Raw genomic sequence first — 14588 nt, forward strand, 5'->3', positions numbered from 1 at the left:
GAATTCCACCCGGTCGAACTGACGTGCCCTCCCCGCGCCGAATTCGCCGTACGACCCTCCTGCTCATATCTTCACCTTTTGAATATTCGCGGTTGTAGCTGCTGGAAGGGATATAGACTAGCGCCACCTCGGGTAGCTCCTCCGTGATCTCGAAAGCAGTGACGGCAGAAAGCTTGGGACCCAGCGACGCGAGAAGGACATTATAATTGGGCAGAAGCGGCTCAATTCGCGACTTCAATAAGACGTGTGAAGCTCCGCTGAGATCGAAGCCGTCGAAATCGAAGATGTGGGCGCGCCGCCCGTACTCCGACAATTGAGGGTTGTTCCGTCCGGCATTCCCGTAGCGTTCCCCTACCTGCTTAGCGACCTCCACTTTCGCCGGTTCGAAGTATGAAACCAACTGGTTGAGCCGGCCTATGTCGAACCCCGACATGGCCATCACGCAAGTAGGCTTGTCGGGATAGAGGACGCCAGAGCGCTTAAGCACTAGCCTCGGCTGGAGCGACTCTTTGCTAAGCCACTCACCGTAGCTACCCGCAGGCACATAAATGTAGTCGGTCGTCAGCCGTAGTTCGCCCGTTGCGTGCAGTAGAAACCAGGTCACCTCGCGCGGCATGGTAGTCCCGTCGAGCGATACGGCTTCGATGCCCGCATCCGCGAGCGCGATAGTGAAGGCCGCCGCTTCGCGCCAAGCGCGACCCGATTGCTCAAGATCGATCTCCGTTTGCTCCACTTCGAAGCCACCAGCTCGGGCGTCGGAGATCATCTCGTCCCGTGCGGCCTTGGTCCATTCCGTGTATCGGGCGGAGTAGAGAATACGAAGCGATGCCCCGTCGTTTTCGCTTAGGAGCGCGCGGACGCTAGCCTTCCAGCGGGGTTCCCAGCTGGCGAAGGTAACTATCGCCCGTCGAGCAGATATCACATCAGACATCAAACAGCGTTCCCTGTTCCAGCGGGGGATCGATACCCATAGTGTTGGGGAAGGCCTTGTCGTGGTTGGCGGCCCCGAGAAGGTCTTCGGCGCGAAGCGAAGCCCGGCCATGCTGCCCCTGAACGTCGAGTCCGTACTGGGGGAACAGCATGCGGTTAACAACGTAGTAGTTCTCTCGTCCGCCTCCCGACTTGGCGGTCCCTGAGCGCACATAAAGAAGCTGCGCCTCCTCGGCGAGGTCGAGCAGGCGCACTAGCTCTGCGTCGCGAAGGGGGTCGAACGCCGAAATGGAAAAGACCAGCACGCGTGGCTCAGATTCATGGTGGAGCAGGCGACCTCGAAAGTATTCGGCCAGCCGCCGGAGAAGCCGCGCAATCTTAACCGCGTCCTCTGGCGTGCAGTGTGCTATCGACTTGTCGAGTTCGCCACGGACGAACTCCCACTGCTTGTCGCTTGCTTCAAGGATGACGTCCCGCTGGACGTCTGTCCTGATAAAGCTCGGATTTGTCTTGCGTAATGACACCTCGCGTTCGAACATCGCGTAGCAGATATTGAGCAAGCTACGGACTACCCCCGTCGAAAGGTGGCTGATCGTTTCGAAACCGGAATACTGGGGTTTGTTTGCGCGACGGCTGCGATCACGGAAGTAGAGCGCGCGCCCGAACTTGTATCTGAAGTCGTTGAACGCTTTCCTATCATTTGGGTCGATGCCCCGGCTAATAGCGAGCTTCTCGGCCCGTCCCTTGGCGTTGCTGAGATCCTTGGTGAATGACTCGCTTGTGGGGAAGAAGTCCTGCACCCGTTCCGCTATGCCTGCCTGCTTCAGGCGCCGCTCGACGACTTTTACTGCAAAGCGACCATACTCGGAGTCCAAATTCTGGAACGGCCGGTAGAGGTTCACCGCAGTGTAATCGTGGCCTTCAAGGATGTTACCGCCAAAGGTCGTGCCCAAATCGTAGTTCCGGAGGCCCGCGATTGCTACTTTAAGCGAGAACAACGAGTGGTCGCGGTAACCAAGCCATGAGTTAATGATGCGCTGCTGGTACGGGTCCAACATGTGAGCGTCGTCGATTAGCAGCGAGAAGTGGGTCTGCGAGAGTGCCTTAGTGTTGCGCAATGCCTCGAGCAGCGGGAGTATGTGAATGTAAAACGACGAAGTATCGAAGTTGAAGTCAAAATCTAGGCCCTTGGCGAGCGCCTCCTGGTCCATACGCAACGCGTCCCGCACGAAGCGGGTCACATAAGTGAATGGGTCGCTCACCTCATCGAGCCGCTTCGAAGGCATCAGGTATCGTATCTCGTCGAGGATCGCGGCTCGCTCAGCAGCGTCGAGATACGATTCGATCTGCCGAAGGCCTTTCCCGATCGCGGCGACGATCGTGTATGTTAGATACCGTTCTGAAATTATGCTTCGTTGCGCAGACTCAAGCACTTCTTCATGCTCCGCGCGCTGAAGAAGCGGGTTATTGCTCGGTACGTAGATGCCGACGTTAGACAAATCGGGTTCTTGGCTCCGGGCACTTGCGCGAGCCATCTCGTTCTCGATCGCATGATAAACGAGGATCATGCTTTTCCCGGAGCCGCGGTCTCCGTCTAAGATCACGTTGCGCCGCGACTTGATGAAGCGGGCGTAATTGTGATCGTCAATGAACCACTCAGAGATTCGGTCGGGATCAAGGCTTGACGCCGCCTCGTACTCGAATGGGTTGACGATCTCCATGTCAGTCTCCTTACCCGAGCAGCGCGCTAAGCACGTCATCAATGGCGAAGTTCGGGTTGAGAACTTCAAGGCGCAAGCCTGCCTCGAACGCAGTTCTCGCGTCGCTGATGATCACCGTGCGGTCGAGTTGGTCAAGTGGCTGGCCGCGCTCGTTGAAACGCAAGTTAATTGAGGTCTCGCGGAAGTGAGCGAGCGATTTCGCGTAGTGCCGAGCGTACTGGCGTTCGGCGTTAAGTTTCAGGGAGCGACCGTAAGCCAGCGAGAGAAGCGAGCGAATAAGCGCCCGGCGCTCGCAATCGCCATCAGGGTAATCAATGTTGGCACGGTCGATGTCGTAGTCGACAAGTATGCGACCGGCGGCATGATCAATGTGGTAGTTCGTGATTGCAGCATATAGGTGGTAGAGCCTGCTTCCCTCACTTAAACGATGCTCTGGCTTCGCGTCGTCTCGGTTCGCCAGCGCAATGAGCGCCGTCGACGTGCGCTGGGGACCCTCGGCGAGTTCGTCGGCGAATCGCAGCACGGCGGCAATCTCGACGAGGCTCACCCGCACCTCTGCAAAGAAGGCCGGCTGGGCAGAAAGGGCAGCAAGGGTGTCCTTACTTCCGTCGGCTGCCCTTCCGCTGTGCGCGCGACCGATGCTTTCGATGATGCGGCGGTCGCCGACGGGATACCGGAGCCACCCCGTCCCGGCGAGAACGGCAGCGTTACCAATTGCGAGGTTATGCTTCTCGCGGCCCAGGATGTTGCCAATGTCGTGGGTAAGGCAGCCAAGCAGGAGCAGCAGCATCTCGTGCACATTGTAGCCGTCCGGCAGCACCCAATCCTCCTCGCCGCCGTGTTCCTTCGGAAGCCCGAGTAGCTCAGTCACCTTGCCCATGACGTCATGAATGTGATTCACGCCGTGGTCGGAAAGATCGGGTTCGTTTCGCTGTATCCAAGGCAAGACCTGCTCCGAGAGCTCCGTGCGCAATTCGACGTAGCGCGCCCATTGTGTAGCGCCCTTTTCGGCGTGCCGTTCCCTCAGCTTATGCTCGACGAACCGTTCGAGCGGCAACGTATTCCACATTCGACCATACTCACGCTTTTAGCCGTTCTACGATCCGGCTGGGCCGGGAAGGGCGAGTGCCACGGTACGTTCGAGATACATTGACCGACACTGTTTGTCTGTCCAGATCGCACGCGTCATAATACGCCACTTAAGGTTAGGGTTGTTCTCACAATATGCTTTTTTTACTTATTACTTATCTAGCCAAATGAATGATATTAAGTAACTAGTATGGGCCAGCGATAAAAAAACGCCCTACGGCCGGACACTCTGCGCGCATAAATGGCTTTATTTTACGCGGGAACCTCACGAGGTGGCTCGATCCGCATGATGAGAAGATTACCGCTTTCTAGGTACGGCTTAAAAGCACCCTCACCCTTGCGCTTCAGATGGCGAGCCGTGGCTTTGGCTTTGGCAAGTTCGACTGCGCCAGCGTTCTCCTTAATTGTCGTACGATCGCCCAGTCGTGACGCATACCAGCGAGCAAGTTTCGTGTTCTTCCCGTATTCGACTCGCCACCACAAAATGCCGTCTGGCTTCTTCTCAACTCGGAACGACCGGCCCCACGTGCGATAGCTCCGCGCGAGGCGCTTCAGACGACTTAATGCCCCGTCTAAAGTTTCATTGGTGCGCGGCTGGACAATGACGTGGTCGCCCATCGGGCAATAGAACAAGCGGTTGGTATACCGCATTCTTAATCTTTCAACCGCCGAACGCACAGGTGATCCCAAGTATGGAATACCTTGAACTTGCCACGACCCATTTTTTCCAGGACGCTCGCGATGCGCCGTGCAAGTTTCACTTCTTTTGTGTCTGTCATGCCGAACGGCGCGAATATGAACGCATGTCCCATTGCAAGATCGAGCCAATCCGCGAGCCTTCCCTTTGAACCGTCCGAGAGGCGGCGCATGACGACATAAGTGCCGCTTTGCCGAACGCTCATCGAAATCCCGGTCTCCAATCGCTCGTGCTCGGCTATCACCCTCAACCGTCGAACCGCGCTGGCGGCGTCTTCTCCGACATACGTTCGGAGGCTAGTGAGATCACCCACTTTGAGGTCGTCAAAGTCACTTAGGTTAGCGCTCTCTCGGAAAGTTTCGCGCACCTTTTCGCGCAACCTGCCTGCGTCGGGATAGGGGTCCAGTTGATTTGACTGCCCGCTCACGACGAGGCCTCCGACGAGAGGCCAGCAAAAGCATCAAGATCAGCTACGGCGTAGCGCACTGCCCCGCCCAGCTTGCGGGCAACGGGCCCCTTCTGGCACCATCGCCATCGGCTCAGCGTCTTCGGGGAAAGACCAAGATATTCAGCAGCATCGATCTCTCGCAGCAGGCGGGGGGCGGTAGTCATGCGTGGTCTCCTTCAATGTTTTGGAACCAGCGCACTACCCTTCGAGGACTCTTGATAGCCAGCGCTCCACGACGCTAGTTGGCGCTCAACCATGCTCGAAAATATCTTGACGTTGCCTTGCGCTGCCCTTTGCCTGTCGACGCGAACGCGAACAGCCTTCGACCTATGGAACATTAGCGGCGCATCGGCGGCATTGCCGTCCTTTCATTTTTTGTCACACCTGATCAAGTATTGTCCGTAGCCGCTCGTCGCTGGTTGCGAATTTGGGCGCGATCTGCGAGTCAGAGTTCGCGCTTCGGTCAGTCCCGAGCGTGGGGCTTCGTAACCCCTTGGCACAAGTCCGGTCGAATTCTCGGCCGGGTGGCCGACGCGTATGTCCAGGGTTTCGCCTAAAGGCGGCGGCGCCCTGACTTGTGCAGGGTTACGAACGCCCGGCTCAAGCCGGGTGCTGCCTCAGTCAGAAACAGGACGGGGTGACAGATGTTTCGCAAAAATACTCGAAAAGGTACCGCCGCGCTGCTGGCAGCGGCAGCACTTGGCGCTTGCACGACGACCTTTGCGCGGGAAGGCACTTCGACCGAAGAAGCCAACCGCGATATCGCGGAGTGCAGATACGAAGCCAACAAGGCGTCGCCCGAAAATCCCTTGATCGCCTTCGACCTAGCGCGTCAATGCCTGAAGCTTAGGGGCTACACAGGCAAGTAAAGTTATTCGCACAACCCGATGCAGGGGAGCTAATCGGTATGTCAACGGCAACCACAAGAACCACTCGCCTATGTGCCCTCGCCCTGTCCATTGCAGTCTCTTTGCCAGCAAATTCGTACGCGGCTGGAGCGCCCCAGAGAAGGGCGCGAGCACCCAAAGCCCAAGTGGTAAACCCAGTATGCACAAAGTTGATGCGCGAGTTTATACGCTCCGAGATATTTTTTGGTGGTATGGATCGACTGAATAGGAGCATTATAAAATCCGAAGAAGATTTCATTAATAAACTAGAGCCCGCCGGAGCAGTTACTTCTAGCGACAGGCTTAGATTACGTTCTGCGAAACAAGATTTGCATGGGGAGCGTACTGAGTACCTAGCAAGGTCCGATCGTACAGTCACACTACTGATTGGCCATAAGTGTCCGCTGCCTGATCACACGCCGAGTCCTTTTACGTACGACAAGGAACATGACGCGTGTGATGCAGCCCGAAAGGTCGACCCCAAAAAACGAGATGGAGTATGCGATATCGCTGGCATCGAGTTCAAAAAGCTCAATCTCCCGGTTGAGATTGAGTGATCTTGCATACTACAGCCTGTGGTCGACTTGTTCAGACCAAATCTGAATTTGCCATCCGTTCCAGCTCGGCACCAATTGCGTCGGCGGCAACCTTCACGTGAACTTGCGCGAGGTGCGCGTACCTCGCGGTTGTAGCTGCCTGAGTGTGGCCCAACAGTCGACCAAGAAGCGGGAGACTCATGCCTAGGCCCGCCCCCACGCTTGCGAAGGTGTGACGGAGGTCGTGGATGCGCACGTTTTCCAAGTCTGCCATCGAGCGTATTTGACGCCACGGCTTTTGCAGATTGACTAGCGATTGCCCACTGCGGCGGCTGGGAATGACATACACATGATCGCCAGCGCCCGCTTTTAGCTCAGCAAGCATTTTGATCGCAGCATCACCAAGAGAGACTAGGAGGGCACCCGACTTCGTGTCCGGGAGGCGAAGAACTTTGGCGTCGAAATCGACCCAACTCCACTTCATCCCAAGCACTTCGTTTAGACGCCTGCCTGTCAAGATCAAAAGTTTCAGCGCCGCGATAGAGCTGGCCGAGACCTTGTTTCTCGCCTCCTGAGAGTTCAGCACGGCCCAAAGGCGAGCGACCTCCTCCCGGTTGAGAAAACGCTGACGCTTTTCCTCCGGAAACCGATCGATGTTTTTGGCAGGGTTTGACCCTTCCGGCCGCATTCCCCACCGTTCGGCGAGCGAGAACATCTTCGACGCCAGTGCGAGCATCCGGTTCGCTGCGTAGGGCTTTCGCTTGAGGGAATGGTGCAGGGCGGAGAAGTCCGCACGCGTTACCGACGCGACTTTCTTTGATCCGAGGGCGGGCAGGATGTGGAGGTCAATCAACCGGCGATCACCTTCGACGGAACTGGCCTTTTTGCGCGGCTCCGCAAAGTCCGTGAGGTAACGGGCACACAAGGCTCGAACGAGCGGCGCAACGCGGTCTTGGCTCCGCGTCAAAGACGGGTCACGCCCCTGTGCGACTTCGGCAAGCCACCGCTTTGCTATTTCTCGCGCAGCCTCGGGGCGCACCGGTCCGTGCGCACCAATCGCTGGACGCCGCTGTTGGCCGTCCTTTGTCCTGTAATAAAGGAAGTAGGTCTTCTTCCCCTTAGGTGTGGTTTTGAGGCCAAAGCCGCTAAGCTCCGCGTCCCACGCGATCACATCCTTCTCGGCTGGAACGATTGCCTCTACCGCTCGAACGCTAAGCTTGACCTTCACCTACGCACTCCCTTAAGTAGCATCTAGGTAGCACGAAATAGCGAATCCTGGCAATGCCCATCTACTTTCGGCGTCGTCATATATCTTAGTTTCCTGGGCTTCTTCGTTGTATAGCGTCGCTGAGCGTAATGGTGCGCAAAAGTGATCGCGAGACTTCTAATCTTGAGGCCGCTGGTTCGAATCCAGCCGGGCGCACCACATTCCGTCGACCAGCCGGAGATGACCCATGACCCCCCGCGACTTGCTCGGCACCGCCCTCATCCCCGGTGGGGACAAGGAATTGCGGCTGTTCCGGCGCGGCGCCGACCATATGATCGTGCTCGATCGCAACGAGCTGATGAGCAGCCGGATGAGTGGGTCGGAGGAAGCGCTGGCGGTGTTGACGTGCGAGCGGCTCGGAAAGCGCCCCGCCCCGCATCTGTTGATCGGCGGCTATGGCATGGGCTTCACCCTGCGCGCGGCGCTGGCGGCGCTCGATGGGTCGGCGCGGGTCACGGTCGCCGAACTGGTGCCCGAGATCATCGAATGGGCGCGCGGGCCGATGGCGGAGATGACCGCCGGCTGCCTCGACGATCCACGAGTCGGACTAGTGATCGGCGACGTCGCGGCGCTCATCTCACGGTCGCGCGCCGCCTATGACGCGATCTTGCTGGATGTCGACAATGGCCCCGACGGCCTGACCCGCGCCGCCAACAACCGCCTCTATTCTGCTAGCGGGCTGGCCGCGGCGACGGTGGCGCTCAAGCCCGGGGGCGTCCTGGCGATATGGTCCGCGGCTCCCGATCGCGCCTTTACCTGCCTAATACGCGAGACCGGTTTCGAGGTCGAGGAAACGTCGGTCCGCGCGCGGAGCAACGGCAAAGGCGCGCGGCATATCATCTGGTTCGCCACCAAGCGGTGAACCGTTCCGTCCGGGGACTCGTCAGACCAGCTTTCCCGGGTTCATCAATCCGGCGGGATCAAGCGCGGCCTTGATCGCTTTCAGGGTTCGCACCCGGTCCGGTGAGAGGCGGGCAAGCTCGTCGCGCTTCATCTGGCCGATGCCATGCTCGGCGCTAATTGAGCCGCCCGCAGCCGTGACGAGGTCGTCGACCAGGCGGGTCACGGCCGGGCCTTCATCGTCGATCCAACCCGGCCCGCCCCGCGTGCCGGCACGGACGTGGAAATGGATGTTGCCGTCGCCCAGATGGCCGAAGCCCGAGGCGCTTGTGCCGGGGAAGGCGCGTTCCACTTCCGCTGCCGCGTCGATCATGAAACGCGGCATTGCGTCGACCGGGACGGAGATGTCGTGCTGGGTCGCGGGACCGAAAGCGGCGCGCTCGGCCTCCGACAGGCTGTCGCGAATGTGCCAGAACGCCTCGGCCTGTGCCTCGGTAGCGGAGATCGCCGCATCTTCGACCAGGCTGCCGAGCATCGGCTGGAGCAGCCGCGCCAGCAAATCTCCCGGAGACTCCGCGCCGGCATCTTCGGCGGCGGCTTCGACCAGGACGTGCCAGCGATGCTCGCCGGCCAGCGGCGCGCGGGTGCCTCGGACATGATCGAGTGCCGCCCGAAGCGATTTGGCCGGAAGTACCTCAAACCCCTCTATGCGGTCAGTCCTGGCCTCCAGAGCGCGTAGCGTGTCGAGCGCATCCTGCGGGCTGGCGAGGCCGAGCCAGGCGACGGCGCGCGACCGGAGTGCCGGCACCAGCCGCAGCCGCGCTGCGGTGACGACGCCCAACGTACCCTCCGCGCCGATCAGAAGCTGATCGATGCTGGTGCCGCGATTGTCCTTCTTGAGGCCCGACAGGCCATTGTGGGTCGTCCCGTCAGGCAGCACGGCTTCGATCCCCTCGACCTGCGCGCGCATCGGCCCGAAGCGCAGCACCTGCGTCCCGCCGGCGTTGGTCGATATGAGCCCGCCGATGGTCGCGCTGCCGCGTGCGCCAAGGGTCAGCGGAAAGCGCAAACCTTCCGCCGCCGCCGCTTCGTGCAGCGTCTGGAGGACGACCCCCGCCTCGACGGTGCATCGCATCGCCGGGCGATCGATCGCCCGGATGCGGTTCATCCGGCGCAGCGACAGGATCAACGCAGAGCCGTCGTCCGGCGGGGTCGCGCCGCCGACCATCGAGGTGTTTCCGCCCTGCGGGACCAGCGCGACGCCCTTGTCGACCGCCATTGCGACGATCGCCGCGACCTCTTCGGTCGAGCCCGGCTGGAGGATCGCCCCCGCCCGGCCTGTCCAACGCCCGCGCCAGTCGGTCAACCAGGGCTTTATGTCAAGCGCATCGGTCAGCGCGACGCGATCACCGAAGCGAGCTCGAACCTCGTCGACCAGCTGCTGTTGCGCCGCGTTCATCGCCCTCCCCTACCCTTGCCGCCGCCGCCCGGGCAAGCGTAGGAGAGCCCATGGCCCGTCCCCCGATCACCATTGTCCTGGCTCGAGCGATCAACGGCGTGATCGGCCGCGATGGCGTGCTGCCGTGGCACATTCCAGGCGATCTGAAGCGGTTCAAGGCACTGACTATGGGCAGTGCGATGATCATGGGGCGGAAGACGTTCGACAGCCTGCCCGGACTCCTGCCCGGCCGCCACCACATCGTTATGACCCGTGATGCCGATTGGGCGGTCGCGGGCACCGAGGTGGCGCATGACGTCGACAGTGCGATTCAACTGGCGGGAGAGATGCCGATCTCGGTGATCGGCGGCGCGGCGATCTTCGAGCTGTTCGAGCCGATCGCCGACCGGATCGAGTTGACCGAAGTCATCGCCGTCGTGGAGGGAGATGTTTCGATGCCCGATCTCAGATCGACCGAGGACTGGCGCGAAGTCGCGAGCGAAGACCATATGATGACCGCCGACACGCCCGCCTGGCGGACCGTCAGCCTGATCCGCGCCTAACGCCTGGGCGCGCCCGCGGCATAGGCACGTAGCCGCTTCATCTGCACGCCCAACACCGCGTCGACCAGCGGCGCCAGGTCGGCGCCATTGCCCTTGTCGAACCCGGCCGCCTTGTAGCTGAGGCTGATCTTCGACCCGCCGGCAATCCGATCGACCTTCAAGTCGAGTACGCCTTCGCCGGCTTCGAACAGCAGCGGGCCAAGCGTGCCGCGCAGCACCACCCGCTCGCCGGGTTGAAGGAAGACGACGTGCATGAACTCGACCCCGCCACCCTCGTCGAGCCGCTCGCAGAAACAGCCGCCGGGGCGCATCTGCAGCGAAAGATTTTCCGACTTGCCGGAAAAGCTGTGAACCTTCGACCACCAGTTCTGGACCTGGCTGATGGCAGCAAAGGCGCGCGGCGGCGGCACTACCAGGGTGATGCTCTGCCGGACCTCGAAGCCATGCGCATCGGCATTGACCACTTCGGCGGCGGCGGGCGTGGCAGCGAGCAGCACGGCCAACGGTAAGGTCCTCTTGAACATGGCGCCCCACAGTAAGATTGGCGCAAGCTTACGCGCTTTGCGTCAACTGTCGAGGATCGCGTCGATCGCCGTTGCCACTTGTTCGACCGACTGCATCCCGTCCACCCGCCGGACCAGGCCCTTGCTTTCGTAATAAGGCAGGATCGGAGCGGTCTTGGCGCGATATTCGGCCATACGGGTGCGCACCGTCTGCTCATTGTCGTCGGGCCGCCGTTTGAACTCGTGGCCGCCGCATGCGTCGCACGTGCCCTCGACCTTGGGCATGTGAAACTGGTCGTGATAGGGTGCGCCGCAGGCGGCGCAGGTAAAGCGGCCGATGATGCGTTTCACCAACTCGTCCTCGTCGACCACCAGCTCGATCACATGGTCGAGTTTGCGGCCTCGCTCGCCGAGCAGCACTTCCAGCGCTTCGGCCTGATGATGCGTGCGCGGGAAGCCGTCGAAAATCGCGCCATGCGCGGCAGCGGTGTCGAGCCGCTCGCCGATCAGCGCCGAGACGATCGCGTCGCTGACCAACTCGCCCGCCGCCATCACCGCCTTGGCCTTGAGGCCAACCGGAGTGCCCTTGGCGACCGCTTCCCGGAGCATGTCGCCGGTCGACAGCTGGATCATGCCGCGCTTGGCCTGGAGCCGCTGCGCCTGCGTCCCTTTGCCCGCACCTGGGGGTCCAAGAAGAATGATATCCACGAAGGACGCTCTCCTGTTGCGCCGAAATTTAGCGCCGCCGCCCACCCTTGAGCTTCGCCTTCTTGATCAGATCGCCATATTGGTGCGCAATCAAGTGGCTCTGGATTTGGCTGACCGTATCCATCGTCACGTTGACGACGATCAGCAGGCTCGTGCCGCCGAGGTAGAAGGGCACGCCGGCCTGGCTGAGCGCGATCTCCGGGATGAGGCAGATCATCGCCAAATAGGCCGCGCCGATGACGGTGATGCGATTGAGCAGATAGTCGAAATAAAGCTCGGTCGCCTTGCCTGGGCGGATGCCGGGGACGAAGCCGCCGTGGCGCTTTAGATTTTCCGCCGTCTCTTCCGAATTGAACTGCACTGCGGTGTAGAAGAAGCAGAAGAAGACGATGCCCGACGCGTAGAGCAGCAGGTAGAGCGGCGCGCCATGCTGCAGATAGGTGCTTATGGTGATGAGAAGGTCGCTCGATGAACTGTTGGGGTCGGCGCCCTTGCCGGCGAACTGCAGCACCGTCAGCGGCATCAGCAGCAGCGACGAGGCGAAGATCGGCGGAATTACGCCGGCCGTGTTGAGCTTGAGCGGCAGATGGCTGCGCTCCTGCTGCATCGCCCCGCGCGCGCTCTGGCGCTTGGGGTATTGGATGAGGACGCGGCGCTGGGCGCGCTCCATGAAGCAGATGAACATCACCAAACCGACTACGGCGATGACGATCCCGAACACCAATAAAGGATCCAGCGTCCCGGCGCGACCGCCTTCGAACAGTTGGGCGATGTGACGCGGCATCGAGGCGACGATGCCCGCCATGATGATCAGCGAGACGCCGTTACCGATGCCGCGACTGGTGATCTGCTCGCCGACCCACATCAAGAACAGCGTGCCGCCGACCAGGCTGATGGTCGCTGCGACGCGGAACAGCATGCCCGGCTCGACGACCGCGCCGATGCCCTGAGTCGCGGCGAGACCTTCAAGGCCGGTCGCGATAAAATAGCCCTGCACGGTGGTCAGCAACACGGTCAGGTAGCGGGTATATTGATTGAGCTTTTTGCGCCCAACCTCGCCTTCCTTCTTCAGCGCCTTCCACGGCTCGTACAGCGTGCCGCCGAGCTGCACGACGATAGAGGCGGTGATATAGGGCATGATGCCGAGCGCGATGATCGACATCCGCTCCAGGCTTCCGCCAGAGAAGGTATTGAAGAAATCGAGCACGCCGCCCTGCTGGGTCTGGAACAGCGACGCCAGCGCCCGCGGATCGATGCCCGGGATCGGGACGAACGACAGCAGCCGGAACAGGATCAGCGCGCCGAGCGTGAACCACAGCCTCTTCTTGAGCTCGGTCGCCTTTGAAAAGGTCGACATCGAAATGTTGGAGGCCAATTGTTCGGCTGCGGATGCCATTGGTGATCCCTAGAATGAATAGAGGCGGCGACGGGCATCAGCCCCCCAACACAGGTTCCCGCCAAAGTAGCACTCTGGCGGGTGGCCCGCCGCCCGATATAGTGACTGAAGGCGCCTTGCGAAGCCCCCAAGCCAACAACAGCTCTAGCTCTTGTGGGCGGGCTTGGCGTTCTTGGCCACCTTGTCGGCCTTGTCGGCAATCCGCGCGAGGCGCGCCTTGCCCTTTTTGGCGGCCGCTTTTTCGGCGGCCGAGACGGTCTTGATAACCTCGACCGTGCCGCCGGCCTTTTCGACCGCGGCGATCGCGCCTTTTGACGCGCCCGCGACCGTAAAGCTGACCTTGGCCTTCAGCTCGCCCTTGCCGAGCAGGCGCACCCCGTCCTTGCCGCCGCGCGCCAGGCCGGCCGCCTTGAGCGCCTTATGGTCGAGTGTGCCCTTGCCCTCGAGCGTGCCGGCATCGATCATCTTCTGGATAGCGCCCAGGTTCACCTCGGCATAATCCTTGGCGAAGATGTTATTGAAGCCGCGCTTCGGCAGCCGCATGTGAAGCGGCATCTGGCCACCCTCAAAGCCCTTAATTGAGACGCCCGAGCGGCTCTTCTGGCCCTTCTGACCGCGGCCGGCGGTTTTGCCCTTACCGGAGCCGATGCCCCGCCCGACGCGGACGCGGTCCTTGCGGGCGCCGGGGTTGTCGCGGAGGTCGTTCAACTTGAAAGTCATGATGTGCACTCGCTTTCGCTTTTGTCGCGCTGATTCTCCCCTCCGCTTGTGGAAGGGGCCGGGGGTGGGGAGGGCGGACAGGCCCACCCCTTCGTTGCCTAACGGCGGCTCTTACCCTCCCGCAAGCGGGAGGGAGATTTGCTTACGCTTCCACCACCTTGAGCAGATGCGCCACTTTGCGCACCTGGCCCATGACTTCCGGGGTCGCCTCGACTTCAACCGTCCGGTGCATCTTGTTGAGGCCCAAGCCGACCAGGGTCGCCCGCTGAGTCTTGTGACGGCGGATCGGCGATCCGGTCTGGGTGATCTTAATCTTCGACATCTGCCTTACTCCGTGACCGCGTCGGCGGTCGCTTCGGCCTCGGCCGGGGCCATGCCTCCACGGCCGAGAAGGTCGGCTACCTTCTTGCCGCGACGTTGCGCGACCGAACGCGGGCTGGTCTGCTCCTTCAGCGCTTCGAAGGTCGCCCGGATCATGTTGTAGGGGTTGGAAGTGCCGACCGACTTGGTAACCACATCGTGGACGCCGAGGCTTTCGAACACCGCACGCATGGGACCGCCTGCGATGATGCCCGTGCCCGATGGGGCCGAGCGGACGGTGACCTTGCCGGCGCCGAAATGGCCCTTGCCGTCATGGTGCAGCGTGCGGCCGTCGCGCAGCGGAACGCGGACCATGGCTTTCTTCGCGGCGGCAGTCGCCTTGGAGATCGCCTCGGGCACTTCGCGCGCCTTGCCGTGACCGAAGCCAGCGCGGCCCTTGCCGTCTCCGACCACGACCAGCGCGGCAAAGCCGAAACGCTTGCCGCCCTTGACCGTCTTCGACACGCGATTGATGTGGACCAACT

General features: G+C 61.1%; 17 protein-coding genes and 1 tRNA gene. 4 read left to right on the forward strand and 14 right to left on the reverse strand.

Features of this window, described 5'->3' with window-relative positions; translation table 11 throughout:
* The 6 genes from H0W65_RS03680 to H0W65_RS03705 all read right to left on the reverse strand — a co-directional run.
* Positions 1 to 931 (reverse strand): hypothetical protein (locus H0W65_RS03680; protein ID WP_294003965.1); only part of this gene is annotated, 931 nt, incomplete at its 3' end.
* On the reverse strand, positions 924 to 2651 hold the full coding sequence (locus tag H0W65_RS03685; protein ID WP_294003968.1) for a hypothetical protein: 1728 nt from the start codon (positions 2649 to 2651) through the stop codon (positions 924 to 926). The genes H0W65_RS03685 and H0W65_RS03680, both read right to left, overlap by 8 nt.
* 10 nt (positions 2652 to 2661) lie before the next feature.
* The gene (locus H0W65_RS03690) at positions 2662 to 3720 is read right to left on the reverse strand and encodes a hypothetical protein (protein WP_294003971.1); all 1059 of its coding nucleotides are present in this window, start codon (positions 3718 to 3720) and stop codon (positions 2662 to 2664) included.
* A gap of 272 nt (positions 3721 to 3992) precedes the next feature.
* A complete protein-coding gene (locus H0W65_RS03695) occupies positions 3993 to 4391 on the reverse strand; it encodes a hypothetical protein (RefSeq protein WP_294003974.1) in 399 nt (132 codons plus the stop codon).
* Positions 4392 to 4393: 2 nt separating this feature from the next.
* Complete coding sequence (locus H0W65_RS03700; RefSeq protein ID WP_294003977.1) at positions 4394 to 4864, reverse strand: hypothetical protein; 471 nt, start codon at positions 4862 to 4864, stop codon at positions 4394 to 4396.
* Positions 4861 to 5049 (reverse strand): helix-turn-helix domain-containing protein, encoded by a 189-nt coding sequence (locus H0W65_RS03705; protein ID WP_294003980.1) that lies wholly within the window; start codon positions 5047 to 5049, stop codon positions 4861 to 4863. Before H0W65_RS03705 ends, H0W65_RS03700 begins: the two co-directional genes overlap by 4 nt.
* A 480-nt stretch (positions 5050 to 5529) precedes the next feature.
* Here H0W65_RS03705 and H0W65_RS03710 point away from each other — a divergent pair, with 480 nt between their 5' ends.
* Positions 5530 to 5754 carry a hypothetical protein gene (locus H0W65_RS03710; protein ID WP_294003983.1) on the forward strand — a complete coding sequence of 75 codons (225 nt, stop codon included), beginning with the start codon at positions 5530 to 5532 and terminating at the stop codon, positions 5752 to 5754.
* Positions 5755 to 6360: 606 nt separating this feature from the next.
* Here H0W65_RS03710 and H0W65_RS03715 read toward each other — a convergent pair.
* Positions 6361 to 7536, reverse strand: coding sequence for a site-specific integrase (locus tag H0W65_RS03715; protein WP_294003986.1), 1176 nt, complete (start codon positions 7534 to 7536; stop codon positions 6361 to 6363).
* 123 nt (positions 7537 to 7659) lie between these two features.
* Here H0W65_RS03715 and H0W65_RS03720 point away from each other — a divergent pair.
* Together H0W65_RS03720 and H0W65_RS03725 are read left to right on the forward strand one after the other, a co-directional pair.
* Positions 7660 to 7734 (forward strand) — tRNA-Ser (locus H0W65_RS03720).
* A gap of 28 nt (positions 7735 to 7762) precedes the next feature.
* Positions 7763 to 8437, forward strand: coding sequence for a spermidine synthase (locus H0W65_RS03725; RefSeq protein WP_294003989.1), 675 nt, complete (start codon positions 7763 to 7765; stop codon positions 8435 to 8437).
* Between the two features lie 21 nt (positions 8438 to 8458).
* Here the strand turns inward: H0W65_RS03725 and H0W65_RS03730 are convergent, their stop codons facing one another.
* Entirely contained in the window at positions 8459 to 9874 is a 1416-nt protein-coding gene (locus tag H0W65_RS03730; protein ID WP_294003992.1) for an FAD-binding oxidoreductase, read from the reverse strand.
* Positions 9875 to 9924: 50 nt separating this feature from the next.
* Here H0W65_RS03730 and H0W65_RS03735 point away from each other — a divergent pair, with 50 nt between their 5' ends.
* Positions 9925 to 10416, forward strand: a complete 492-nt coding sequence (locus H0W65_RS03735) for a dihydrofolate reductase (RefSeq protein ID WP_294003995.1) — start codon at positions 9925 to 9927, stop codon at positions 10414 to 10416.
* Here the strand turns inward: H0W65_RS03735 and H0W65_RS03740 are convergent.
* From H0W65_RS03740 to rpsE, 6 genes are all read right to left on the reverse strand, one after another.
* A complete protein-coding gene (locus H0W65_RS03740; RefSeq protein WP_294003998.1) occupies positions 10413 to 10940 on the reverse strand; it encodes an ATPase in 528 nt (175 codons plus the stop codon). The two genes, H0W65_RS03735 and H0W65_RS03740, sit on opposite strands and share 4 nt — an antisense overlap.
* A gap of 42 nt (positions 10941 to 10982) precedes the next feature.
* Complete coding sequence (locus H0W65_RS03745; RefSeq protein ID WP_294004000.1) at positions 10983 to 11627, reverse strand: adenylate kinase; 645 nt, start codon at positions 11625 to 11627, stop codon at positions 10983 to 10985.
* 28 nt (positions 11628 to 11655) lie between these two features.
* Positions 11656 to 13023, reverse strand: a complete 1368-nt coding sequence (gene secY, locus H0W65_RS03750) for a preprotein translocase subunit SecY (RefSeq protein ID WP_294004003.1) — start codon at positions 13021 to 13023, stop codon at positions 11656 to 11658.
* A gap of 144 nt (positions 13024 to 13167) precedes the next feature.
* Entirely contained in the window at positions 13168 to 13743 is a 576-nt protein-coding gene (gene rplO / locus H0W65_RS03755) for a 50S ribosomal protein L15 (protein WP_294004006.1), read from the reverse strand.
* Positions 13744 to 13885: 142 nt separating this feature from the next.
* Complete coding sequence (gene rpmD / locus H0W65_RS03760) at positions 13886 to 14065, reverse strand: 50S ribosomal protein L30 (protein ID WP_294004009.1); 180 nt, start codon at positions 14063 to 14065, stop codon at positions 13886 to 13888.
* 5 nt (positions 14066 to 14070) lie between these two features.
* A partial coding sequence (gene rpsE / locus H0W65_RS03765) for a 30S ribosomal protein S5 (protein WP_294004012.1) occupies positions 14071 to 14588 on the reverse strand: 518 nt, incomplete at its 5' end.

This window comes from Sphingomonas sp., from assembly GCF_013816785.1.
Taxonomy (GTDB): domain Bacteria; phylum Pseudomonadota; class Alphaproteobacteria; order Sphingomonadales; family Sphingomonadaceae; genus Sphingomicrobium.

Excerpts from the sequence above, each read along its gene's own strand:
- H0W65_RS03740 (WP_294003998.1), bottom strand. The coding sequence starts at position 10,940 with ATGTTCAAGAGGACCTTACCGTTGGCCGTGCTGCTCGCTGCCACGCCC.
- H0W65_RS03725 (WP_294003989.1), top strand. The coding sequence starts at position 7,763 with ATGACCCCCCGCGACTTGCTCGGCACCGCCCTCATCCCCGGTGGGGAC.
- secY (WP_294004003.1), bottom strand. The coding sequence starts at position 13,023 with ATGGCATCCGCAGCCGAACAATTGGCCTCCAACATTTCGATGTCGACC.
- H0W65_RS03730 (WP_294003992.1), bottom strand. The coding sequence starts at position 9,874 with ATGAACGCGGCGCAACAGCAGCTGGTCGACGAGGTTCGAGCTCGCTTC.
- H0W65_RS03705 (WP_294003980.1), bottom strand. The coding sequence starts at position 5,049 with ATGACTACCGCCCCCCGCCTGCTGCGAGAGATCGATGCTGCTGAATAT.
- rplO (WP_294004006.1), bottom strand. The coding sequence starts at position 13,743 with ATGACTTTCAAGTTGAACGACCTCCGCGACAACCCCGGCGCCCGCAAG.
- H0W65_RS03685 (WP_294003968.1), bottom strand. The coding sequence starts at position 2,651 with ATGGAGATCGTCAACCCATTCGAGTACGAGGCGGCGTCAAGCCTTGAT.
- H0W65_RS03710 (WP_294003983.1), top strand. The coding sequence starts at position 5,530 with ATGTTTCGCAAAAATACTCGAAAAGGTACCGCCGCGCTGCTGGCAGCG.
- rpmD (WP_294004009.1), bottom strand. The coding sequence starts at position 14,065 with ATGTCGAAGATTAAGATCACCCAGACCGGATCGCCGATCCGCCGTCAC.
- H0W65_RS03690 (WP_294003971.1), bottom strand. The coding sequence starts at position 3,720 with ATGTGGAATACGTTGCCGCTCGAACGGTTCGTCGAGCATAAGCTGAGG.
- H0W65_RS03735 (WP_294003995.1), top strand. The coding sequence starts at position 9,925 with ATGGCCCGTCCCCCGATCACCATTGTCCTGGCTCGAGCGATCAACGGC.
- H0W65_RS03695 (WP_294003974.1), bottom strand. The coding sequence starts at position 4,391 with ATGCGGTATACCAACCGCTTGTTCTATTGCCCGATGGGCGACCACGTC.